This is a genomic window from Winogradskyella ouciana (assembly GCF_965284585.1).
GTDB lineage: Bacteria > Bacteroidota > Bacteroidia > Flavobacteriales > Flavobacteriaceae > Winogradskyella > Winogradskyella ouciana.
Window position 1 is genome coordinate 1,063,061 of sequence record NZ_OZ260095.1, and the last position, 21,658, is coordinate 1,084,718.

Annotated in this window: 23 protein-coding genes; 5 read left to right on the plus strand and 18 right to left on the minus strand. The window is 35.5% G+C overall.

The window, feature by feature from the left end:
• Nucleotides 1–4: 4 nt before the first annotated feature.
• The 8 genes from ACQ65V_RS04755 to atpB form a co-directional block, all read right to left on the minus strand.
• Nucleotides 5–1,465, minus strand: coding sequence for an oligosaccharide flippase family protein (locus ACQ65V_RS04755; RefSeq protein ID WP_430468616.1), 1,461 nt, complete (start codon nucleotides 1,463–1,465; stop codon nucleotides 5–7).
• Between the two features lie 125 nt (nucleotides 1,466–1,590).
• On the minus strand, nucleotides 1,591–2,118 hold the full coding sequence (locus ACQ65V_RS04760; RefSeq protein ID WP_430467079.1) for a hypothetical protein: 528 nt from the start codon (nucleotides 2,116–2,118) through the stop codon (nucleotides 1,591–1,593).
• A gap of 171 nt (nucleotides 2,119–2,289) precedes the next feature.
• Entirely contained in the window at nucleotides 2,290–3,153 is an 864-nt protein-coding gene (atpG, locus tag ACQ65V_RS04765) for an ATP synthase F1 subunit gamma (RefSeq protein ID WP_430467080.1), read from the minus strand.
• A gap of 54 nt (nucleotides 3,154–3,207) precedes the next feature.
• Complete coding sequence (gene atpA / locus ACQ65V_RS04770; RefSeq protein WP_155089248.1) at nucleotides 3,208–4,788, minus strand: F0F1 ATP synthase subunit alpha; 1,581 nt, start codon at nucleotides 4,786–4,788, stop codon at nucleotides 3,208–3,210.
• A gap of 43 nt (nucleotides 4,789–4,831) precedes the next feature.
• Nucleotides 4,832–5,368 carry an ATP synthase F1 subunit delta gene (gene atpH / locus ACQ65V_RS04775; RefSeq protein WP_412559634.1) on the minus strand — a complete coding sequence of 179 codons (537 nt, stop codon included), beginning with the start codon at nucleotides 5,366–5,368 and terminating at the stop codon, nucleotides 4,832–4,834.
• A gap of 6 nt (nucleotides 5,369–5,374) precedes the next feature.
• Complete coding sequence (locus ACQ65V_RS04780) at nucleotides 5,375–5,869, minus strand: F0F1 ATP synthase subunit B (RefSeq protein ID WP_273289673.1); 495 nt, start codon at nucleotides 5,867–5,869, stop codon at nucleotides 5,375–5,377.
• A gap of 115 nt (nucleotides 5,870–5,984) precedes the next feature.
• On the minus strand, nucleotides 5,985–6,191 hold the full coding sequence (gene atpE / locus ACQ65V_RS04785) for an ATP synthase F0 subunit C (protein WP_103050608.1): 207 nt from the start codon (nucleotides 6,189–6,191) through the stop codon (nucleotides 5,985–5,987).
• Nucleotides 6,192–6,210: 19 nt separating this feature from the next.
• Entirely contained in the window at nucleotides 6,211–7,311 is a 1,101-nt protein-coding gene (atpB, locus tag ACQ65V_RS04790) for a F0F1 ATP synthase subunit A (protein WP_155089245.1), read from the minus strand.
• Between the two features lie 211 nt (nucleotides 7,312–7,522).
• On the opposite strand from atpB, the gene ACQ65V_RS04795 reads away from it, so the two are divergent.
• On the plus strand, nucleotides 7,523–7,669 hold the full coding sequence (locus tag ACQ65V_RS04795; RefSeq protein WP_430467081.1) for a hypothetical protein: 147 nt from the start codon (nucleotides 7,523–7,525) through the stop codon (nucleotides 7,667–7,669).
• Nucleotides 7,670–7,855: 186 nt separating this feature from the next.
• Here the strand turns inward: ACQ65V_RS04795 and ACQ65V_RS04800 are convergent, their stop codons facing one another.
• The 6 genes from ACQ65V_RS04800 to ACQ65V_RS04825 all read right to left on the minus strand — a co-directional run bounded on the left by ACQ65V_RS04800 (nucleotide 7,856) and on the right by ACQ65V_RS04825 (nucleotide 14,174).
• Nucleotides 7,856–8,134 carry an AtpZ/AtpI family protein gene (locus ACQ65V_RS04800; protein ID WP_430467082.1) on the minus strand — a complete coding sequence of 93 codons (279 nt, stop codon included), beginning with the start codon at nucleotides 8,132–8,134 and terminating at the stop codon, nucleotides 7,856–7,858.
• On the minus strand, nucleotides 8,052–8,477 hold the full coding sequence (locus ACQ65V_RS04805; RefSeq protein WP_412559631.1) for a bactofilin family protein: 426 nt from the start codon (nucleotides 8,475–8,477) through the stop codon (nucleotides 8,052–8,054). The genes ACQ65V_RS04800 and ACQ65V_RS04805 overlap by 83 nt, the downstream gene beginning before the upstream one ends.
• A 59-nt stretch (nucleotides 8,478–8,536) precedes the next feature.
• Nucleotides 8,537–11,149, minus strand: a complete 2,613-nt coding sequence (locus ACQ65V_RS04810) for a tetratricopeptide repeat protein (protein WP_430467083.1) — start codon at nucleotides 11,147–11,149, stop codon at nucleotides 8,537–8,539.
• A gap of 223 nt (nucleotides 11,150–11,372) precedes the next feature.
• Complete coding sequence (locus ACQ65V_RS04815; RefSeq protein WP_430467084.1) at nucleotides 11,373–11,900, minus strand: WG repeat-containing protein; 528 nt, start codon at nucleotides 11,898–11,900, stop codon at nucleotides 11,373–11,375.
• A 57-nt stretch (nucleotides 11,901–11,957) separates the two neighbouring features.
• A complete protein-coding gene (locus tag ACQ65V_RS04820) occupies nucleotides 11,958–12,677 on the minus strand; it encodes an ABC transporter ATP-binding protein (protein WP_430467085.1) in 720 nt (239 codons plus the stop codon).
• An 18-nt stretch (nucleotides 12,678–12,695) separates the two neighbouring features.
• Entirely contained in the window at nucleotides 12,696–14,174 is a 1,479-nt protein-coding gene (locus tag ACQ65V_RS04825) for a DUF5687 family protein (protein ID WP_430467086.1), read from the minus strand.
• 102 nt (nucleotides 14,175–14,276) lie between these two features.
• Between ACQ65V_RS04825 and ACQ65V_RS04830 the strand changes: the two genes are divergently transcribed.
• A complete protein-coding gene (locus tag ACQ65V_RS04830) occupies nucleotides 14,277–15,335 on the plus strand; it encodes a 2Fe-2S iron-sulfur cluster-binding protein (RefSeq protein WP_430467087.1) in 1,059 nt (352 codons plus the stop codon).
• 61 nt (nucleotides 15,336–15,396) lie between these two features.
• Here ACQ65V_RS04830 and ACQ65V_RS04835 read toward each other — a convergent pair whose 3' ends face one another.
• The gene (locus tag ACQ65V_RS04835; protein ID WP_430468617.1) at nucleotides 15,397–16,386 is read right to left on the minus strand and encodes a glycosyltransferase family 9 protein; all 990 of its coding nucleotides are present in this window, start codon (nucleotides 16,384–16,386) and stop codon (nucleotides 15,397–15,399) included.
• Nucleotides 16,387–16,472: 86 nt separating this feature from the next.
• Nucleotides 16,473–17,081, minus strand: a complete 609-nt coding sequence (locus ACQ65V_RS04840; RefSeq protein ID WP_430467088.1) for a DUF4254 domain-containing protein — start codon at nucleotides 17,079–17,081, stop codon at nucleotides 16,473–16,475.
• Between the two features lie 69 nt (nucleotides 17,082–17,150).
• Between ACQ65V_RS04840 and upp the strand changes: the two genes are divergently transcribed.
• On the plus strand, nucleotides 17,151–17,810 hold the full coding sequence (gene upp / locus ACQ65V_RS04845) for a uracil phosphoribosyltransferase (protein WP_430467089.1): 660 nt from the start codon (nucleotides 17,151–17,153) through the stop codon (nucleotides 17,808–17,810).
• Here the strand turns inward: upp and ACQ65V_RS04850 are convergent.
• Nucleotides 17,799–18,716 carry a DUF6427 family protein gene (locus tag ACQ65V_RS04850; RefSeq protein WP_155089235.1) on the minus strand — a complete coding sequence of 306 codons (918 nt, stop codon included), beginning with the start codon at nucleotides 18,714–18,716 and terminating at the stop codon, nucleotides 17,799–17,801. The genes upp and ACQ65V_RS04850 overlap by 12 nt on opposite strands.
• Nucleotides 18,717–18,756: 40 nt before the next feature.
• Between ACQ65V_RS04850 and ACQ65V_RS04855 the strand changes: the two genes are divergently transcribed.
• Nucleotides 18,757–18,984: a DUF6341 family protein gene (locus ACQ65V_RS04855; RefSeq protein WP_155089234.1), complete on the plus strand. Its 228-nt coding sequence runs from the start codon at nucleotides 18,757–18,759 to the stop codon at nucleotides 18,982–18,984.
• A gap of 4 nt (nucleotides 18,985–18,988) precedes the next feature.
• Here ACQ65V_RS04855 and purD read toward each other — a convergent pair whose 3' ends face one another.
• Nucleotides 18,989–20,260 (minus strand): phosphoribosylamine--glycine ligase, encoded by a 1,272-nt coding sequence (gene purD, locus ACQ65V_RS04860; protein ID WP_430467090.1) that lies wholly within the window; start codon nucleotides 20,258–20,260, stop codon nucleotides 18,989–18,991.
• An 84-nt stretch (nucleotides 20,261–20,344) separates the two neighbouring features.
• Between purD and ACQ65V_RS04865 the strand changes: the two genes are divergently transcribed.
• Nucleotides 20,345–21,655 (plus strand): phenylacetate--CoA ligase family protein, encoded by a 1,311-nt coding sequence (locus ACQ65V_RS04865; protein ID WP_430468618.1) that lies wholly within the window; start codon nucleotides 20,345–20,347, stop codon nucleotides 21,653–21,655.
• Nucleotides 21,656–21,658: the final 3 nt, after the last annotated feature.

Consider the following 21,658-nt stretch of genomic DNA (forward strand, 5'->3'; position numbering starts at 1 on the left):
GTTTTTATTGTTTTAGGAGACGTTTCAGTTGGTTCTTTTCCAACATGATAACCAATCCCAAAAATACAATTAACATTGCAATTCCTATAACATAATTCTCTCGATATTGATAGAAAGATAATGCCGATAAGCCAATGGAAAAGCCTAGGTAAAGACCAATTTTTTTAAGATTATAAGGTATGGGATAATACTTTCTTCCGAAATAGAAGGACAGTAACATCATTGTTCCATAAGCTACCAATGTAGCAACGGCAGATGCCTTGTAACTATAGGTTTCTATAAACATAAAATTAATAGCTAGCGTCACTAAAGCACCAACAACTGAAATATAGGCACCGAACTTTGTTCTGTCCGTTATTTTATACCAAACGGATAGATTGTGATAAATACCCAAACAAAAATTGGCCAATAGAATTATTGGAACAATCCACATAGCTTCCCAATAAGCTTCACTTCTAATGATGATTGGTTTCAAAATATCCGCAAATACAACAACGGCCAATAGAATAATAGATCCAAATGCCACAAAGAACTCTAAAATATTGGCATAGTTTTTTTGTGGGTTCTTAGTTTTTGCGTGACTGAAGAAATAGGGCTCTATACCTAAGCGATAAGCTGTTGCAAAAAGTGTCATGAATAGTGCCAATTTGTAACACGCTGAATACATTCCTATTTCACTTTCAGCGACGTCTGGCGGTAATAATTCCTTTAACAAAATTCTATCGAAAGTCTCGTTTATTGAAAATGCAACACCTGCAACTAAAACAGGCATAGCGTAGCGCATCATTTGTTTCCATAAATGCTTGTCGAATCTATAGTTGATTTTTGCATAAAATGATAACATTACCAACAATGTAAAGGCACTCGCTACAAGGTTTGCAATAAATATGTAACTGATTTCGAAGTTGGGTTTGTAGATGCTTTCAAATAATCCTCCACCTTGCGCCAGGTCTTTTAAAGCCAGTAAGAAGAATAGATTCAACCCAATGTTAATAACAACATTCAATATTTTAATAATGGCATAGCGCATTGGTTTTTCGTTTGCCCTAAGCCATGCAAAGGGAATGATAACCAATGCATCGAGTAATAATATCCATATCACTAGATTGATGTACTTTACGTCAATATCAATAATACTCGAAATTTGATTTTGAAATATTAAGGCTAACACGAAGAACACAAAAGACGATACAATTAAGGATAGGGACGACGTACTAACCACCTTGTCTTTATTTTCTTCTTTATTGAAAAAGCGGAAAAATGCAGTTTCCATACCGTAAGCCAAAACCACATTGAACAGTACGAAATATGAAAAAATAACCGAAACCTTACCATATTCAGCAGGATTGGCTAAAACAGCTTCACTTGTGTAAAGTGGAACCAACAAGAAGCTCAACATCCTCGGTAATACCGTTGCCAAGCCATAAATAAAAGTTTGTTTAAAAAGGGATTTAAAACCGCTCAATTGATTGTGTTCTGTGCTGTGTAAAAGTATTAAATAAATAGCTCTTCTAATAAGCTGAAATAAAAAAGCCTTACACATAGCATGCAAGACTTTTTAATCACTAACTAAAAATTATTTATATGAAACTAATTATCATTCTCTTCGTCTATAGTTGCTAAGCCTTCTGAGCTTTCTCGTACATAGATTGATGGTGGACCATTCTCATAGTAAGTCCCTGCAAATTCATTAAGTTGTTGAATTTTATAATATTTTGTTTCTCCGTTTTGAATGTAGCTAATCACACATTCATAAGCTTTTAAATCAAAAGGATAACCCTCTGGTTTGTCTTCAACTCTAAAGGTGTAGCTGCGTGACTTGTTTTTAAGCACCGCTGAATATTTCCCTTGGGTCTTTACCAATTTACCTTGAAGATTTCTAAAATAGACACTGTCCACTATAACATCTGCAGGTTTGTCGACCACTGGAATAAAAATATTTACACCTGTACCACCAACTTTAATGCCTGCATACCATTCTTGAAAGTAAACATCTTCAATATTAAAAGGTATTTCATTTTCAAAGGTAGTTGCCACTTTTGGACTAGCGCATTGGAAGGTAAGACACATCGCAATAGCGAAAATTAGGGCATAAATTCCTGCTTTAAGCTTTTTCATTTTATAAGTAGGTTTAGATTTGGGAGGGCAATATAGGAATTTTATTTATTTTATCGATGATTTCGGTATTTTATCGATGAAATACATTAATTTTTTAAATTTACTCAAAGAAAAAGTCCAACTCAATGAGTTGGACTTTACTTTATTTTTACAAAAATTTTTGGCTCGAACCTAATTGTTAAGTGCTTCTGCACCACCAACAATTTCTAAAATTTCGTTGGTAATTGCCGCTTGTCTTGCTTTGTTGTACGTTAACTTCAATTGATCTCTTAACTCAGTAGCATTGTCAGTTGCTTTGTGCATTGCTGTCATACGTGCACCATGCTCAGAAGCAAATGAATCTCTAATCGACTTATACAATTGAGTCTTTAAAGACTTAGGTATTAAGGTCTCTACAATTTCTTGCTTAGAAGGCTCAAAAATGTAATCTAAGTTTGCGTGAGCATCCTCTCCCTCGATTGGTACGATTGGTAAGAATTGTTCAGCCATAATAATCTGCGTTGCAGCATTTTTAAAGCTGTTATATACCAATTCAACTTTGTCATAATCACCTTCAACAAACTTCTCCATGATCATTTCGGCGATTTCCGCAACATTTTCAAATGTTAGGTCATCGTAAAGATCACTTTTATTAGCAATAACCTTATTGGTCTTTTTAAAAGCATCATTTGCTTTTTTACCAATTGCTAAATACGATACTTCTTGATTTGCATATGTCTCAGTTGCAAGCCTGTTCACCTCTTTTATAATATTAGAGTTAAAAGCTCCTGCAAGACCTCTGTTAGACGTGATAGCAACAATCAAAACATTTTTAACCTCTCTCTGAACAGAATACTTACTACCAGAATCAGCATCTAAAGTAGCGCTTAAACTTTGTAATAATTCAGTTAACTTATTAGAGTAGGGACGCATCGCAGTAATAGCATCTTGAGCTTTTTTCAATTTAGCAGCAGATACCATTTTCATGGCACTGGTAATCTGCATCGTTGAAGATACTGATGATATTCTGTTACGTATTTCTTTTAAGTTTGCCATTCTTTAATTTATAAAGACTCTTCGACTGCGCTCAGAGTGACATTAGATTAATTATTAAGCTCTGTATTTTCCTGTAAGGTCTTTAGCTACATTAGTTAATGTATCAATAACCTCATCAGTTAATTTACCTGCTTTAAGCGTATCAAGCGTATCTCTATGCTTAGCATTTAAAAATTCGATATAATCTCTTTCGAATTCTTTTACTTTTTCAACAGGAACATCTCTTAACAAGTTCTTAGAACCTGCGTAGATAATTGCAATCTGATCTTCTACAGTATAAGGATCGTTTTGAGCTTGCTTTAAGATCTCAACGTTGCGCTTACCTTTTTCAATTACGTTTAATGTAGATGCATCTAAATCTGAACCAAACTTAGCAAACGCTTCTAATTCACGGAACTGAGCTTGATCTAGTTTTAAAGTACCTGATACCTTCTTCATCGATTTAATCTGAGCATTACCACCAACACGAGATACAGAAATACCTACGTTAATTGCTGGACGTACACCAGAGTTAAATAAATCACCATCCAAGAATATCTGACCATCCGTAATAGAAATTACGTTAGTCGGGATATATGCTGATACGTCACCTGCTTGCGTTTCAATGATAGGTAAAGCAGTTAAAGAACCACCACCTTTTACCATTGGCTTAAGAGAATCTGGTAAATCGTTCATTTCCTTGGCAATAGTATCATCGTTGATAATTTTTGCAGAACGCTCTAACAATCTTGAGTGAAGATAGAAAACGTCACCAGGATACGCCTCACGTCCTGGAGGACGACGTAATAATAACGACACCTCACGGTAAGCTACCGCTTGCTTAGATAAATCATCATAGATGATTAATGCTGGGCGACCAGTATCTCTAAAATACTCTCCAATAGAAGCTCCTGTCATTGGTGCATATACTTGCATCGCTGCTGGATCTGATGCGTTAGCCGCTACAATTGTAGTATAAGCTAAAGCCCCTCTTTCTTCTAATGTTTTAGCAATGTTTGCTACAGTTGACGCTTTTTGTCCAACTGCTACATATATACAGTATACAGGCTCACCTGCATCGTAAAATTCTTTTTGATTTAAGATGGTATCAATACAAACCGTAGTCTTACCTGTCTGACGGTCACCAATAACCAACTCACGTTGACCTCTACCTACAGGAATCATAGCATCAATCGCCTTAATACCCGTTTGTAATGGCTCAGTTACAGGTTCTCTATAGATAACACCTGGTGCTTTACGCTCTACAGGCATTTCATAAGTTTCACCAGTAATTGGTCCTTTACCATCGATTGGGTTACCTAAAGTATCAACAACACGACCTACGATACCTTCACCTACTTTTACAGAGGCAATACGCTCAGTACGTTTTACTGTCGATCCTTCTTTTACACCAGTAGAAGCACCTAATAATACGATACCTACGTTATCTTCTTCAAGGTTAAGTACAATTCCTTCTGCACCACCTTCGAATTCTACTAATTCACCATATTGTGCGTTAGCCAATCCATAAGCACGTACAATACCATCACCTACAGTTAATACTGTTCCTACTTCGTCTAATGAAGCGCTTGCTTCAAAACCTGAAAGTTGTTGTTTTAAGATTGCTGATATCTCAGCTGGTTTTACTTCTGCCATCTCTATTTAATTTTGAATTCAAAATTCTGAATTCTGAATTATTTCAATTTAATGTAAATTCTCTTTTTAGTTTTTCGAGTTTGTTTGCGATACTAGCATTGTACTGTGTATCTCCAACTCGTAAAATGAAACCACCTAGAATGCTTTCATCTATAATATTTTCTATTTCTGCGTCTTTACCAGTTAATTCCTTAACCTTAGCTAAAACCTTAGTCTTTAAATCTGCTGTTAAAGGCACTGCTGTAGTAACCTTAGCAATTTGACTTCCTCTTAATTGATCGAATAACTGAACGTAACTTGAAGCTACTTCGTTTAAGAGTGCTAATCGTTTGTTTGAGATTAAAGTATCTATCAGGTTTTCTGTATTAGCACTTACTTTTGAAAATACAGAAGACAATACAGACTTTTTGTCTGAAGATCTTACAACAGGACTCTGAAGCACTTGTCTAAGCTCATCACTTTGAGAAATAGTTTCTGAAATAAGCTTCATATCACTATTAACCGCTTCTGCTGCCTTTTGATCTTGTGCTAAGCTTAAAACCGCTTTAGCATATCTTACTGCTGCTCTTGATCCTGCCATTTATCCTTAGTTTAATTTTGCTTCACCTAACATGCCTTCAACCAATTTCAATTGCTTGTCTTTGTTAGATAATTCTTCGCGCACTACTTTTTCAGCGATTTCTATTGATAAACCAGCAACATGACTCTTTAGCTCAGCCATTGCAGCTTTCTTTTCACTTTCTATAGCTGCTTGTGCCTTCTCAATGATCTTACTTGCTTTTTCTTGTGCTTCTGTTTCAGCTTTAGCAATGGTTTGCTCTCTTATTTCACGAGCATCCTTAAGCATAGCCTCACGCTCTACACGCGCTTCTTGTAAAATACGCTCGTTATCTGCTTGAAGGTTTTCCATTTCCTTGCGTGCATTCTCAGCAGAAGCTAAGGCATTTTTTATACCTTCTTCTCTTTCACTAACGGCACCAAGAATAGGTCTCCAAGCAAATTTTCTTAATAAAAACAATAATATTAGGAAGGTGATTACCGTCCAAAATACCAATCCAAATCCAGGTTTAATTAAATCCATGTTTTATAAATGCTTTTTAATCTAAATTTTATTCTCCGCAGCCAAAGCCACATGGAGAATGATAAAAATTACAGAAGCAACCAACCGTTACTTCTGTAATTAGTTTTAATCATAATTATACGATTAACGCTGCTACAACGCCAAATAGCGCTACCGCTTCTACGAAGGCTGCTAAAATTAATGCAGAAGATTGAATCTTACCGTGCATTTCTGGTTGACGTGCCATAGCTTCCATAGCAGATCCACCAATTTTACCAATACCTACACCAGCTCCGATAGCTGCTAAACCAGCTCCAATAGCTGCAATTCCAGTAATAGTCATAATATAAAATTTAAATTAATTAATGATGCGCTTCTTCAGTTGCCATCCCAAAATAAAGGGCAGACAATACTGTAAATATATAGGCTTGAATTGCAGTTACCACAATTTCAATAATCCCGATAAATAACGAGAATGCTACTGAAACTGGTGCTACAGCCCAAGTCTTAAATATAAATATCAAAGACATTAATGCTAAAATGATAATGTGTCCTGCTGTAATGTTAGCAAACAAACGAATCATAAGCGAAATTGGCTTTGTAAATATTCCTATTAATTCTATTGGCATTAAGAATATTTTCATTGGCACAGGTACACCTGGCATCCAGAAAATATGCTTCCAATAGTTTTTGTTTCCACTAAATGTTGTGATGATAAATGTGAATAGTGCCAATACCATTGTAAAAGCAATATTACCACTAAGGTTAGCTCCGTTTAAAATTGGAATCAAACCGAAAATATTGTTAATCCAGATAAAGAAAAATACCGTTAACAAATAAGGCATGTACCTTTTGTATTTATGCTCACCAATCATTGGCTTTGCAATTTCATCGCGCACAAACACCACCAAAGGCTCAACAAAGCTTCCGATACCAGAAGGCACATTGTTTTTACTCTTTTTGTAACTTTTTGCTGCAGCAAAGAAAATCAGTATCAAGACAATAACCGAAACCCACATCATAAAGACGTTTCTTGTAATTGATATGTCTATTGGTCGTTCTGCATTGGTAGGGTGTCCTTCTTCGTCTAACTTTACTTCTGTTTCACCCTCGTTAAGTTGATAAACCTTTTCATGAACGTTAACGAATTTGCCTCCATTTTTTTCCACCACTTCGTGTCCGTGATAGTCATGATGAAATTCTGAAGACATAAATGTAGTTAAACCATTATCTGTCCAAAGAATAACAGGTAATGGAATGGTAATGTGCTTTTCGTCTTCTTTACCTTCGTTAAACGTAATAATGTGCATGCCATAGGCATCTTTAACGTGATGCATTATCATTGACTTAGCGTCAAACTTTTCATCATCTCCTTGCTCTTTAGCATCCTTGGCAAAACCAAAACTAAATACGGATAAAAACAGAACTGTAAATACTGTACGCTTTAAGGTGCTTAACGTCATTCTTTGTGGCTTTAAAATACCTTGTTTTAAATTCGCTGCAAATGTACGTACATTATATGAATTGACAAACAATAATTTCGCTATAATTTTTCAGGTCTTTTAATCGGTAAAATCAGTTGATTTAAAGGCGTGTTAGAAACCTAAAAATTACTGTTTTTGAAGAAATTTTGTCAAGGCAAAAACTTCAAAGAATAAAAACAAGAAATACGGAATGAAAAAATTAAAAACATCTGGTTGTTTGTTTTCAAAATCCGAAAGTATCAAAGGCAATAGGAAGACAATAGCCAATGCCATCTTTACAAAAGTCATAATCATAAAGACATTAAAAATGTCTGTTTTACCTGAGGAATATCTATAATTGATAATAGTATATAGGACAAGTGTAATAACGAAATGAAAAACATAAATCTGCCAAACAGGAAAAAAGAATATTCTCTCAGAGGCAAAGTGATGTAGCAAATAGCTGTGAATTCCAAATAAAACCGCACTAATCCCTATAAGTTGTAATACAAATGATATCTGTCTTTTCTTAAAGGCTTCCATTTTAATCTTCTTTTGAAGCTGCAATAATACGTCTAATTACAAAAACAATTGAAAGAACCACGGATAATAAAGACAATATTATAGTATAAAGGTTATGCTCATTAGGGGAGTACTCGTCCAATTTTACACCAGCATAAGTGCCAACACCAATAATGGCAAACATTTGCAAAGCGATACTAGAAAAACGTGCGTATGTATTAAGCTTGTCTTTCTGGTCTTTGAGAGGCTTGTGTGGCTTTGACTTGTTGCTGCTCTGGTTGTTTTGGTTTAACTGGCTCATTAGGTAATGCTTTTACTGTACCCTTCATACTACATGTTGCGTTAAATGTAGCGCCTGGCTCAACAGCTAATTTACTCGTATGGACTTCACCCTCTATGTGTGCTGTGGTTTTTAAAGACAATGTGCCAGATAGTATTAGCTTACCAGAGAATTTACCTTCAAAATCAGCATTTTCACCCTGTAAGGTACCTTTAATGAATCCTGATTTGCCAATTACGACTTTACCCGAAGTTTTTACATTCCCTTCTACAGTGCCATCTATTCTAAAAGGCCCTTCACTTGCTATATCTCCAACAATTTTAGTGCCCTTTGCTATAATATTCTGTTGCGTACTTGTTTCCATAGTCGTTGTTTGTTTAGGTTTCTTGTTGTCTGAGGAAAACATGATGATTTGGTTTTAATTTACTCTAATTTTAGATATGTGTTCAAATTCTTATGGCGTTGGATAATAGCATAATTTGGCGAGGATATTGCAATATATTCTTTTGTTATTTTTGGTTTTACCGGTCGTCCTCGACTATCTCTTTCGTCTGATTGCAATAATTGGGCAAAACCACTAGCACCCTGAATACTAGTTAGACCGTGTACAACTACAAAGGTAGTGTTTTCGTCATAGACATCTATTGACGTGGTTAAATCGAAGTACTTTATCTTTTTTTCAATTTCTTCATTTAAGGTTTTTACAAAGGCTTCTATATCTTCACCAGACCCTTTTTCAAATTGATAAATCACATTAAAATTCTTCGCTACGTCGTCCGATACAAAATCTTTTTTAGCCAATGCAGGGATAGCATTATTCAATATTTCTTGAGCCTTTTTACCTTCTTCAGAATTTGGATAGGTCAGTGCAATGTGATTAATACCTTCTTTATATGCCTCAAACCCATAAAGACGGCCTTTGGCAGAGGCTTTTAAAATCTCGAACTTTGGCAAAAAGTCGTCGCCTTCTAAACGTTTTATTTGAATATCTGCTTCAGTGATTACTTCTTGGTATTCTTGATTTTCAAACTTTTTATAAAGATTGGTGTAAATCACTTCTGGACTGTTTTCATCCTTAGCCAATTCTGACTGAGGGTTCAACAGGATTTCTGCATAACGCGAATCTGGGTAATTAGCGACAATGTCTCCCTTCATCGCTTCAGCCTTTCTATTAAGACCTAATTCAACATAAATCTTATAAAGATTATATTTTGAAGGAAGAATTAATCGATCTTCAGGATTGTTATTTAATAAATCTTCGAAACGAGATTTGGACAATTCAAACTCTCTGAATTTTTCTTTGTAGATAATTCCCAGTTGATAATAGGCAAAGTTTCTTTCTTTTGCTATGCTATCGATGTCAGCTTCATCTGTAGGTAGAGAGGCTATGTATGTTTCAGGGTTGTAAAGCTCTTCGCTTCCTTTGCTTTGCGATATGCTTTCTTGTTTGTCAGCAGCTTTAATACCAGCACGTTGATCTGAAAGCCTCCAATTATCCTGAAGCTTTCGTTCTCCCCAAAGTCTTAAGAATTCATTTTTACCGTAAGCAACAGTTGTTGGATTATAGAAATAAAAACTACTGCCACCACCATCTTTAGTGTTAAATTCTCCAGGTAAACCTCTCGGACTTATACTTGCTTTTCGGTTATTGTCCTTTATGTTATTTGTTGCCGCATTTTTTCTTACCTCCTGCTTTTTTAATTCTTCTTCTTTGAGTTTTTCTTCCTCTAGCGCTTTAGCTTTTAGTTCTTCGGTATGTTTAACATAAATGGCCAACTGCTCTTCCTTTGGAAGATTGATTATGTGCAAAATACTATCATTGGCTCGTGCTATGTCTTCATAGTAAATGACATCATCTAAATTTTCACGCTTTCTTTTAATAATTCTAAAAGGTTTGGAGTTTTGAACCATAGCGGTCATGGTACTATCATAATAGGCACCAGCTGTTTTATATATGTTTCTATCAAAATACATGTTCCCCAAAGTCTCATAACTAAGTGATCTTAGGTATTTGTCTGATGTTGTTTTTCTAAGCGACTTGTTGTAATAGGCTTCCGCTAGGCTATCTGAGGCTCTATTGCGATGAAACTCTGCAATACGATAATAGATTTTATCAAGAAAAGGTCTGTTTTCGCGATTTTCTTCAAGTTCTGTGAGATATTCTTCAAAAGCCACCTCATCTCCATCCAAAACATCAAAATTATAGGATTTTTCTAAATGGGCATTAATATAAAACGACCTAGGAATTTGTCTGTGCATCTCTATAATGGCATCAAATTCCATATTGGCGCTATCCTTTTCTTCCATCTCATTGTATAGCTGACCTCTAATAAAATGAAAACGTGCTTTTTCTCTTTTCACTTTAGTGTTTTCAGCAGCAACACCAAGCAATGATATAGCAGTATCTTTAGCTTTAATGTTAATATAGGCCTGAGCCAAAGTCGCTGTGGCATCTGCCAAATCTTGTCCTTCTATCTCCTCTTCTTCAAGTAAGCGTTCTAGCTTTTTTATGGCTCCTTGGTTATTGTCTAAACGCATATTGGCCTTCTCTCGCCAAATTTTTACCTGATTGATTTTATCGCTCGTAGGATATTTATTCAGAATATTATTAAATGCCGCTAGAGCAGGTACAAAACGCTGGTCGTAATAACGTGCCTTACCCAAAAGCAAATAAGCTTCGTCAATTTGTGGGTTTTTTTCCTTCCCATCTATGTTCATACCGTGTTTTTGGATGGCCTTAATGGCTTTTTCTTCAGCACGTTCAAAATCTGCGTTTTTAGTTTGACCAGGTAGAAAAATATCTTCGCTAACCTTCATGCGCTCCACAGGTAGCAACTCCCAAAAGTTTTCGGTAAACTCATCATTAACCGCAAGTTTGCCACGCTCTAAGGCTATGTTTCCATTATAGAGAATGTTGTATTTGGTGCCTAAGGCATGAAAATTTCTGTTAATAAAAGTGTCCTTTTTGCGCGAACAACTCTGTGAAATTAACGCAATACAGAATAGAGATAATATGAGTTTGTAATAGGTCTTCAACGTCGGTTCTATTTGATTAATAGATAACTAAACTATTGGGTTTTTAGTGTGCTAAGTGGTAAAAATAAGCATCTTTTTGAATTTGAGGTTGAAAATGAAGTTGAATTTGGGATTCTTCGGAAAAGTCACCAAAGCGGAAAACTACTTTAGAAATTGTAAATAGAGAAGAAACTGGCATGTGCGTAGCCTATATGTTTTACTGGTTAACTTAAACTGTCGACAGTTATTTTTCAGCACGTTTACCATTTCTTGTAATCTGATACCAGTTTTCACTTTTCCAAATAGAGTGTACACCGTCTTTTATCGTTTCGCAATTGTCAGAAACCTTGGCAAAGCCGTCTTTGAATGAATAAGCACATTCAAATCTCGGTTCAATTATTATCTTCCCCTTGGAGTTAGCATATCCAATTTTTCCATTTTTAATAATTCGGAAAAGTCCGTTTTCCATAAAATCAGGCCCATTGTCATATTTAAAAACCTCATATAATTCAGTTCCTTTATGGTCAATCCCAAATATTGTACCTGTTTTTTTCTCCATAACCATTCCAAAATCTCGAATTGTGTCGGTATAGCAGTGGTAATATTTTCCGATTGGTACAATCGTATCTCCTTTCGAATTTAAATATCCACATGGAACTCCGATCTCATCAAATTTTCCTTCATAAAACTTAATCAAATAGCTGTCTTTTTTCGAACTACAAGTTGAAACCAGAAATGTGATAAATATTCCGAAGGTGAGTTTTTTCATCATGTGTTAAAACTAACAAATTATACCTATTTTCCTTATCGCGGAAATAAAAAACGATGGTTATTCCTCTTCCTGAGAAACCATACTGCCCGAAAAATGTGCTTCGAGTTCTTTTAAAGTTGCTGGATTAGTTTCTAAATCCTTAATAACATCACCTTTTTCTAAAACCACAATACGCTCGCAAACATCTGTAACGTGCATTAAATCGTGGCTGGATACAAGTACGGTTACTCCTTTCTTTTTGGCTAAATCTTTAATGATTTGTTTTAGTCGGATTTGTGTGGTTGGGTCGAGATTAGCAAAAGGTTCGTCTAAAATAATAACCTCGGGATTACCAATGAGCGCAGCAACAATACCTGCTTTCTTTTGGTTACCTTTACTTAAGTCTCTAAGATATTTTTTCTTTCCTATAATTTCACCGTTGAAAAAGTCTTCAAATTGCGATGTCAGTGCATCCACATCTGCTTTGTTTTGCCCTCTTAAATCTCCTATGAAGTAAAAATATTCTTCTGGTGTGAGGTAACCTATTAAGAAGCTTTCGTCAATAAATGATGATGTAAAAGGTTTCCAATCTTCACTTTGATCTACGACCACTTCGTTACTGGTAACACTTCCTGTTGTTGGCTTTATCAGGTCTAAAAGCAAACTAAAATAGGTGGTTTTTCCCGCTCCATTATTCCCTACCAAACCGAAACTTTGGCCTTTAGGAATATTTAATTCTTCTATATTGAGAACCGTAGTTCCGTTATATGACTTTGAAAGGTTTTTTGTATATATCATAATTTTTTGGTCTGTAAATTAACTGTCTTGACTAAAGGCGTCAATCATTTTATATTTTGAATTTAAGTAGCGCTTGGTGATTAACTTCATTAATTTTTTGTGAAGCACTATCCCTGTGATGCCTATAAGTATGAGAACTGCGACACCGACTTCAAAGCCTGCAAAAAAGTTTGCGACTGAAAATATAATCAATGGAATAAGCATTATGGGCAACCCAATTATCCATTGTACAGCTCCTGTACCTTGATAGTTAAATGCTGCACGTTGGTTGAGATCTATTTTTTTTCTGTTGAATGAGCCGCCATATAACATGATATGAGAGTTGACTCCGATATTATAAATGGCCGCTGCAAAATGCATTACTAATATTTTCCACCCATAATAAATGTAGGGAATACCCAATACAAACATAATGGCTACACTTAAAATCATAAGAATAAACTTTGAGCGTAGGTATTGCTCGTACTTAATGTTTTGGCTCATCAGCATCTTATAATAACCGCTATCCCAAGCCGGAATAAATTGCCCAAACGATATTAGAAAAATTCCTGTTGAAAAGATACCAACAAATGATGCCGCATATAACGAGTCCCTGTAAATTGGCTGTGTGTAAAAAAATAGGCCATATAACAAACCAATAATCATAAGAAAAGCTGAAGACTTGGTTCGTTTATTTCTCCAAATGAGTTTTAGATCCAATTGCATAAAAGGCGCAATATTACCGAAACGTTTGGTCCATGATAGGTCAGCCGCTTTTACTTCTGTGACCTTAGATTTAAGCGAGCTGTCCAAAAACAGCTTTTGCTTCAAAATTTTGTAGTTATAACCATAGCACAATACCAAAATTGCCAGTGGAATCAGTATCAATGTTGGATTGTTAGCTATACCTATAAGCGCATTTCCAACAAGGTCGGTCATGGATACGATTTCGAAATAATCCAGTCCATACAGAATTCCGACAACAATAATTAGTGGCAGAAATGACAGCTCGGTTTCTGCGGATAACGCTTCTATAATAAAATTCAGAAAATTGATAATAAGCACAATACAAATCATGGTGAACATCCATGTAAGCACCATACTTGCCACATAGCCATTGGCTATAAGCATAATACTAAACGGGATAATCGCAAAAAGCGGTAAAAAATTAAAGAAGGATAATGCAGATTTCCCTAAAACAAAATGCACAACCGTTGAGCGCTTAATTGGCAACGTGAGTAAAGGTTTTACACTCATTACTGGTAGTTTCTGCAAAAAGAAACGAATCATTAAGTCCGCAATAATCCAGAAAAACAAAAAGCTGTTAGCTACTATAAAAGGATCTTGCTCTGGGTACATTTTTTTGAGGATTGGCAGTAGCCCAAACCCTAATGCTAAAAATACCACAACAAAATAAAGGGCAAAAAACACCAGCAATATGTTGAGTGCCAAGTTTTTTTGCCAATAGGATGAACGGAAATATTGTTTCCATTCTAAATTTAAGAAATGCTTTATCATGCTTTTGGTTGGTTTTTTCTATTAGTAAACTTAATCGTTAATTTGTTACAAACAAATTTAGCATTCCGTCTTGCTTCCTTATTTTTGCAGAAAATCATTGCAATGGCACAATTTCATAGTCTTACCATAAAATCAATTGAAAACGTAACTGACAAATCAGTAGCTATAACTTTTGATATTCCTACAAATCTTAAAGATAATTTCAGCTTTATAGCTGGTCAATATATTACCTTAAAAACAACTATTGATGGCGAAGAGGTGCGTAGAGATTACTCTATTTGCTCGTCCCAAAACAGTGGAAAAGTAACCGTAGCGGTAAAAGCTGTGGAAGGAGGAACCTTTTCAATTTTCGCCAACGAAAAACTGCAAACTGGCGATACTATCGACGTGGCAGAACCCAACGGACGCTTTACGTTAGAGGCCAATGAAGCTAAAACCAGAACTATTGCAGCTTTTGCTGCTGGTAGTGGTATTACACCTGTTTTGAGTATTGCCAAAACACTTTTAGAGGAAGAGCCATTTAGCAATTTTATATTGGTTTATGGGAATAAAACTTTAGCAGATGCTATGTTTATCCAAGATTTGCTCGAGCTAAAAAAAACCTACGAAAATCGTTTCCATGCCCATTTTATTTACAGCCAAGCACGTGAGGAAAATGCATTATTCGGTCGCATAGAAAAAAGCACGGTAAACCTTATTGTTAAGAATAAGTACAAAGGAGTCTCTATTGAGAAATTCTACCTCTGTGGCCCTGAAGAAATGATTCACACGGTAAAAGACGTACTGTTAGAAAACGGCATTAAGGAGAAAGATATTTTATTCGAATTGTTTACAGCGCCAGTTGATAGTGAAAATGATTCTGATGTTGAAGTTCCTAGCGGAAACTCAAAAATAAAAGTGTTGGTTGATGATGAAGAATTTGAATTTGAAATGTCTCAAGAGGATTCAATTCTCGAAGCGACCTTAAAACAAGATATTGATGCTCCGTACTCTTGCCAAGGCGGAATCTGCAGCAGTTGTATTGCCAGATTAACGGAAGGGCAAGCAAAAATGCGTCAGAATAATATTCTTACAGATAGTGAAGTTGCAGAAGGATTGGTGTTGACCTGCCAGGCGCATCCTACTTCGGCTAAGGTTGTGGTGGATTATGATGATGTGTAAAGCCCATCCCTAACCCTTCCCAGAAGGAAGGGGATTGATGACGTATTAGGTATCAGACCTTTCAGGTTTTAGAAACCTGACAAGTCTTTTTAATTTTCGAAACAACCTCATCGACAGAAATACTTCCCGCAGCATTTTCGTAACCTTTGGGATATTTGTTACCGTAAACTGAAGTGGGTATCAAAGGATATTCTTCTCTATTTGCCACCAAAGCATAATCTTCTGGTTGATTGAATGGTGCAAATCCAGCAAATGGGTGTGTTACTCCCCAAATCGTAATTACTTTTTTACCTAACATTGCCGCCAAGTGTCCGTTACCTGAATCCATAGACAACATCACATCTAAATTAGAGATCAAGTCCAGTTCTTCTTCTAAACTCAGTTTCCCAGCTACCGACTTTACATTGTCATATTTGGTTTCGAGATTGTTTAAAATTTTCACCTCCTTATTTCCTCCACCAAATAAAATGACATTATACTCCTTTGAAAGTTGTGCAATGACCTTTTCCATTTTTTCTAATGGATACATCTTGCTTTGGTGAGCAGCGAAAGGTGCAATGCCAATAATTTTTTGTTCAAAATTTGAAATAAAGGATTTTAGTTTTGAAGTTAATTCAGGTTTTTCAGGAAACTGAGGATTGGATAAATCTATTTGATAACCGAGTTTTTCAAACACGTCAGAATAGCGTTTATGTGTGGTTTTTAATTGTTGAAATATTCTGCCCGAAGTCAAAGCCTTTTTTTCAGCTCTACCTTTATCAATTTGCACAACTTCCTTATCTGCAAAAAAAAGTTTTAAGATTTTACTTCTCAACACATTGTGCAAATCGGCAACAGCATCAAATTTGAGCGCTTTTAATTCCTTAGAAAGTTTATAAAGCCCAAGAACGCCTTTGTGTTTTCCTTTTAAATCTGCAGCGTAAACCTCAACATTTTTTAAATCTGAAAAGAAAGGCTTAAAAAAAGCTTTAGTGACCACTGTTATTTTTACACCAGGATGTTCTTCGGTTAAAGCTCTTAAAACGGGAACAGTCATAGCCACGTCTCCCATGGCAGAAAACCTAATGACGAGTATATGTTTTGTATTTGGCATTTGTTTCAGTAAATGAGATCCTGAAACAAGTTCAGGATGACAAATTACTTTTGTCCCCTAAGTACAGGATTAAGCTCATCATCATTATACATCTTCATTTGCTTATACACTTTCATGTACTTGTCTCCATTGGCGATATCATTCAACAAATCGTCAATTGCTGTGCTTAAATCCTTTCGTTGCTCTAACAAAACATTGAGCTTATTTAGGCAAGCTGCTTTATGAGCATCAGATGCATCTTCTCTCACAGTTTCTAGGTGCATGTGATAGATTTTTAACGCCAAAATAGATAAGCGATCTATAGCCCAAGCCGGACTTTCGGAATTTATCTTAGCATTAGGCTTTACATCTACATCCTTGTATTTATCTAAGAAATAGCTATCAATAAACTCAACTGTATCAGTTCTGTCTTGGTTAGATGCATCAATCTTTCGCTTTAATTTTAATGCGGCAACTGGATCGATGTTCGGGTCTCTAATGATGTCTTCGTAAGCCCACTGAACCGTATCAATCCAACATTTTCTGTACAGCAAATGTGCGATGAGATCTTCGTTTTTATTGTATTTGTTTGTGAACGGCTGATCTACGGTATTAAGAATTTTGTAGGTTTTTATAGCGTCTTGAAATATGGAGTTTGCTTTTTCCGAAAACATATCTTATAAATTTGAATATGCAAATATAGTTTGAATTATTAACTTAGCGATTGAATTAAAAGCGAATCTATGCACATTCACGACCTCTCTAAAACACCATCCATACTAAACACATTTATTTCAGAAATAAGAGATAAGGCCATTCAAAAAGACAGTATGCGGTTTAGAAGAAACATAGAGCGCATAGGAGAGGTTTTGGGGTATGAATTAAGTAAGTCCCTAAATTATGAAGCCCACGCAACAGAAACTCCATTAGGCGCGTCTAACACTTTTTTGCATCAAAGCAATATAGTTTTGTGTTCTATTTTGAGAGCTGGAGTACCGCTTCACAATGGGTTGTTAAACTATTTTGATGCTGCCGAGAACGCTTTTATTTCAGCCTATAGACAACACAAACATAACCCTGAAAGTTTTGAAATTGTGGTGGAGTATTTAGCATGCCCTAGTTTGGAAAACAAAACACTTATTCTTGCCGACCCAATGTTGGCGACTGGCCAGTCCATGGTCGCGACATTTGAAGCATTAAAACCATTTGGTAACCCAAAAGAAGTTCACTTGGTGAGTGTTATTGGTGCTCAAAAAGGTGTTGATTATGTTGCTAATACTTTTGATGCTGAATCCCATCTCTGGGTTGCAGCGGTAGACGACACTTTAAATGACAAAGGTTATATCGTTCCTGGTCTCGGTGATGCTGGCGATTTAGCCTACGGCAATAAATTACAGGAATAAGGCAAGTATTGGCGTTATAATTAACAAGACTACAAAAACCTCTTTAAACCATCGTTCTGAGATCACTTCAATATAATTGGCCATAATTATAGAGAATGGTGCAAACAAAAATATAAACTCACTGCCATTTTTTACAGGAGCTATAATTGCTACCAATATAGCGATTATTGAAGACCACGCTATGAGAAAATAAGACGGCCTCAGTTTCTTGTTCTTATCCGGAAGGATTCTAAAGAAATAGATAAGTATCCATACAAAAGTTGCGAATAGCACCGTAAATTTCAGTACGCTCCCTTTACTGTTATACGGTGTGTAATCTAAACTCGCAAAGCGTTGAAAGTTTGTTGGTCTTATAAAATTATCGTGAACAATTATATTGTAGACCAGTAGTAAAACAATAACTGTTGCCACACCAACAAAAGGAATAATGGTGTTTTTAACGTCGTTTTGCGAATGATAAATCAATGCTACTATGACTAATGCAAAAAACAGAATTGCCCAAAAATAAAAAAGAGTAGCCAACATTAGCCAAAAACCAGCATCGAACAATTTTTTCTTAATGTGAAGGTTGGTGTGCAAGCTTATAATGCGTCTTAAAGCAAAAAGGACGAATAAATTAGCAAACAGAATATCGGAATAACGAAGTGCTTCTGGGAACATTGCGAACAGCAAACCAAATGTCATTAAAGCATAACTGTTTTTTTTTGTGAGGTTGTTTTTTGAAATTATAAAATCGATGAGAAACACCAAAAACAAAGCAACTATCAATTTAACTAGTGCCTTTAAGGTGCTGTCTAAATCACCAAATAAGGTATTGATATTTGTAATTACAAAAAGTAGCGCAACAAAAACTGTAACTATTATATAGTTTATAGGTTTAGATTTACTAAAAATGCTTGTAATCATTAACTCTTTTTGTATTTTTGCTCTGTAAATTTATAAAGTTATGAAGGATTTCTTTTACGCAATACAAGATTTATTTGTTGATGTACTATTTGCTCCGTTTGATGCTTTAAGAGCGTTAGAGCTAGAAAGCTGGTTCACTGCTAATTTTATGTCTTGGCTTTTCACTATCGTTGGCATGGTTGCTTTTATCTACTGGATGCTTCAATTAAAAAAATACAACGACAATAACGAAGAAGATAAGAGCGTAACAGCTCACTCATATTTGTAGGTCTTTAAAGGTCGAAACCTATATCCTTACGATAATACATCTTATCAAAATGTAGATTTTCTATACTTTGGTAAGATTTTTTTATGGCTTCTTGGTAAGTGTTGCCATAAGATGTTATCGCGATAACACGTCCTCCAGAAGTCACTACTTTATCACCTTGATATTTTGCTCCGGCATGAAACACCAGTGAGTCTCCAATTTTATCTATTCCAGAAATTTCTTTCCCTTTTTCATAAGCTTCTGGATAACCACCAGAGACCAACATAACCGTTGTCGCTGCTCGTTCATCAATTTCTATAGTTACACCTGACAACGTTTGATTGGCCATAGCTTGGAAAATTTCAACCAAATCCGTTTTTAATCGTGGTAAAACCACTTCGGTTTCAGGGTCACCCATTCTAACATTGTACTCAATTACTTTTGGGTCGTCACCGACTTTAATTAGCCCTATAAAAATGAAGCCCACATAAGGTAGGTTGTCTTTTTTTAAACCTTCAACCGTAGGTCTAACAATTTGATTTTCAATTTTACTTAAGAATTGATCTGTTGCAAAAGGTACTGGAGATACTGCTCCCATTCCTCCTGTATTCAATCCTGTATCACCTTCACCGATGCGCTTGTAATCTTTTGCTGTCGGTAGGATTTTATAGTCTTTTCCATCGGTAAGCACAAAACAGCTCAATTCTATACCATCCAAAAATTCTTCAATGACCACCTTGGTACTAGCATCTCCAAATTTTGCATCAACAAGCATTCTTTTTAATTCAGCTTTAGCCTCAGATAAATCATTAATAATTAAAACACCCTTACCAGCTGCCAAACCATCAGCTTTTAAAACGTAAGGTGGGTTTAGGGTTTCCAAAAACTTGTACCCTTCTTCAACATTGTCTTTTGTAAAGCTTTGATAGGCTGCCGTTGGGATATTATGACGCATCATAAATTCTTTGGCAAATTCTTTACTGCCCTCAAGCTCTGCAGATGCTTTTTGAGGACCTATAACTGCAACATGCTTTAAATCCTCGTCTTGTAAAAAGAAATCATGAATGCCTTGCACCAAAGGATCTTCTGGTCCAACGACCACCAACTCAATCTCATTTTCGATAACTGCTTTTTTAATCGCTTCAAAATCAGTTACGGAAATATTTAAATTAGTAGCAATATTTGCAGTACCAGAGTTTCCTGGAGCTACAAAAAGTTTGTTACAATGTTCGCTTTGAGCAATTTTCCATGCAAACGTATGTTCTCTACCACCAGAGCCTAGTACTAAAATATTCATGCCTAAATTTTCTTTGGGCAAAAATAATTGGTTTTAAGATGAAAAAACAATTAATTTACGGAAACCTTTTTGGCTTTAAACATCTTGCGACTATTTGATTTTTCACTTAAAATTAATGGCTTTGATATCAACAAGGCGAGGTTGACTCTGTCTAAAATTCAGACTAAAAATAATTCGGACTTTAAAGCTTATGTTGAAAAGCAGAAAAAGGACATCATTTCTTTCCACCTAAAGAACAATTCATTTTATAGATCTTTTGCAAACCAATTAGATGTTAATAATTGGAGTTCTGTTCCTGTTATGACCAAACGTCACCTACAGCAGCCACTAGACAAGCGCTTGAGTAATGGTTATGAGTTAAAGAATATTTACGTAAATAAAACTTCGGGCAGTTCAGGTGACCCTTTTATTTTTGCTAAAGATAAATGGTGCCATGCGATGACCTGGGCAGAAATTACTGATAGATTTTCTTGGTACGGTATTGATTTTAATACCTCAAAACAAGCGCGCTTCTACGGCATACCGTTAGACAAGAAGGGATATTATAAAGAGCGCTTAAAAGATTGGTTTAGTAACCGATATCGGTTTTCCGTTTTTGATCTGAGTGATAATGCTTTTGAAAAGGCTCTTGTAAAATTTAAGACTTCAAAATTTGATTTTATCAATGGTTATACGAGTCCAATTGTTCAATTTGCTAAATTCCTAAAGCGTAAGGACATTATATTAAAAGATTTGTGCCCAAGTTTAAAGGTTTGTATTGTAACTTCTGAAATGTTATTTGATGATGATAAGGCACTTATGGAAAAACAATTTGGTGTGCCGATTGTTAATGAATATGGCGCTTCTGAATTGGATTTAATAGCTTTTCAGAATACAGAAAACGAATGGCAAATCAACAGTGAAACCTTATTTTTGGAAATTCTGGATGATAATGATAATGTGCTTCCACATGGAGAAGAAGGTAGAATTGTCATCACTTCTTTATACAATAAAGCACATCCATTTATTCGATATGATATTGGTGATATTGGCATTTTAAGCGACAAAAGCACATTGAGAAAACCCATTTTGAAAAAACTTGTGGGCAGAACCAATGATATCGCTGTTTTGCCAAGCGGAAAAAAAGCGGCTGGTCTAACATTTTATTATATTACCAAAAGCGTTATTGAGGATGATGGTAATGTCTCTGAGTTTATTATTGAGCAAATAGCATTGGACACTTTTAAGATTAAATATGTGAGTCGTGAAGTGTTGTCTTCAGATAAAAAAAAGACAATTACCAAAGCTATGGAACAGTATTTAGAACCAGGAATTTCTATTACTTTTGAACGCGTTGATAAATTAGACCGTTCTAAATCCGGAAAGTTAAAGCAGTTTACATCTTACGTTGACTAGGTT

What these genes read in the sequence shown, in the direction of transcription:
- ACQ65V_RS04760 (WP_430467079.1), bottom strand. Translation starts at nt 2,118, where the DNA reads ATGAAAAAGCTTAAAGCAGGAATTTATGCCCTAATTTTCGCTATTGCG.
- atpG (WP_430467080.1), bottom strand. Translation starts at nt 3,153, where the DNA reads ATGGCAAACTTAAAAGAAATACGTAACAGAATATCATCAGTATCTTCA.
- atpA (WP_155089248.1), bottom strand. Translation starts at nt 4,788, where the DNA reads ATGGCAGAAGTAAAACCAGCTGAGATATCAGCAATCTTAAAACAACAA.
- atpH (WP_412559634.1), bottom strand. Translation starts at nt 5,368, where the DNA reads ATGGCAGGATCAAGAGCAGCAGTAAGATATGCTAAAGCGGTTTTAAGC.
- ACQ65V_RS04780 (WP_273289673.1), bottom strand. Translation starts at nt 5,869, where the DNA reads ATGGATTTAATTAAACCTGGATTTGGATTGGTATTTTGGACGGTAATC.
- atpE (WP_103050608.1), bottom strand. Translation starts at nt 6,191, where the DNA reads ATGACTATTACTGGAATTGCAGCTATTGGAGCTGGTTTAGCAGCTATC.
- atpB (WP_155089245.1), bottom strand. Translation starts at nt 7,311, where the DNA reads ATGACGTTAAGCACCTTAAAGCGTACAGTATTTACAGTTCTGTTTTTA.
- ACQ65V_RS04795 (WP_430467081.1), top strand. Translation starts at nt 7,523, where the DNA reads ATGAAAAAATTAAAAACATCTGGTTGTTTGTTTTCAAAATCCGAAAGT.
- ACQ65V_RS04800 (WP_430467082.1), bottom strand. Translation starts at nt 8,134, where the DNA reads ATGAGCCAGTTAAACCAAAACAACCAGAGCAGCAACAAGTCAAAGCCA.
- ACQ65V_RS04805 (WP_412559631.1), bottom strand. Translation starts at nt 8,477, where the DNA reads ATGGAAACAAGTACGCAACAGAATATTATAGCAAAGGGCACTAAAATT.
- ACQ65V_RS04815 (WP_430467084.1), bottom strand. Translation starts at nt 11,900, where the DNA reads ATGATGAAAAAACTCACCTTCGGAATATTTATCACATTTCTGGTTTCA.
- ACQ65V_RS04820 (WP_430467085.1), bottom strand. Translation starts at nt 12,677, where the DNA reads ATGATATATACAAAAAACCTTTCAAAGTCATATAACGGAACTACGGTT.
- ACQ65V_RS04825 (WP_430467086.1), bottom strand. Translation starts at nt 14,174, where the DNA reads ATGATAAAGCATTTCTTAAATTTAGAATGGAAACAATATTTCCGTTCA.
- ACQ65V_RS04830 (WP_430467087.1), top strand. Translation starts at nt 14,277, where the DNA reads ATGGCACAATTTCATAGTCTTACCATAAAATCAATTGAAAACGTAACT.
- ACQ65V_RS04835 (WP_430468617.1), bottom strand. Translation starts at nt 16,386, where the DNA reads ATGGGAGACGTGGCTATGACTGTTCCCGTTTTAAGAGCTTTAACCGAA.
- ACQ65V_RS04840 (WP_430467088.1), bottom strand. Translation starts at nt 17,081, where the DNA reads ATGTTTTCGGAAAAAGCAAACTCCATATTTCAAGACGCTATAAAAACC.
- upp (WP_430467089.1), top strand. Translation starts at nt 17,151, where the DNA reads ATGCACATTCACGACCTCTCTAAAACACCATCCATACTAAACACATTT.
- ACQ65V_RS04850 (WP_155089235.1), bottom strand. Translation starts at nt 18,716, where the DNA reads ATGATTACAAGCATTTTTAGTAAATCTAAACCTATAAACTATATAATA.
- ACQ65V_RS04855 (WP_155089234.1), top strand. Translation starts at nt 18,757, where the DNA reads ATGAAGGATTTCTTTTACGCAATACAAGATTTATTTGTTGATGTACTA.
- purD (WP_430467090.1), bottom strand. Translation starts at nt 20,260, where the DNA reads ATGAATATTTTAGTACTAGGCTCTGGTGGTAGAGAACATACGTTTGCA.